At 69.5% G+C, this 223-nt stretch carries 1 protein-coding gene; it reads left to right on the plus strand.

Translation table 11 applies throughout. The features are described from left to right. A partial coding sequence (locus FCU66_RS40915) for a hypothetical protein (RefSeq protein ID WP_210239734.1) occupies positions 1 to 223 on the plus strand: 223 nt, incomplete at both ends.

The following is a 223-nucleotide window of genomic DNA, read 5'->3' on the forward strand; positions in this document are numbered from 1 at the left end:
CTCGTGATCAACCACACCGCCGACAACGCCCGCCTCGCCACGGAGCGGCCCGACCTGTTCATGAAGGAGTCCGACGGCTCGATCATGCACCCGGCGGCGGTGGATCCGGACGATCCGTCGATCCGCACCGTCTGGGGCGATCTGGCCGAACTCGACTACCACACGCCGGCTGCCCGGGATGAGCTGACCCGGATCTGGGGCGCCTACGTGGCCCGGCTCCAGG

The organism is Mesorhizobium norvegicum (genome assembly GCF_004919685.1).
GTDB classification, from domain to species: Bacteria; Pseudomonadota; Alphaproteobacteria; order Rhizobiales; family Rhizobiaceae; genus Mesorhizobium; species Mesorhizobium norvegicum.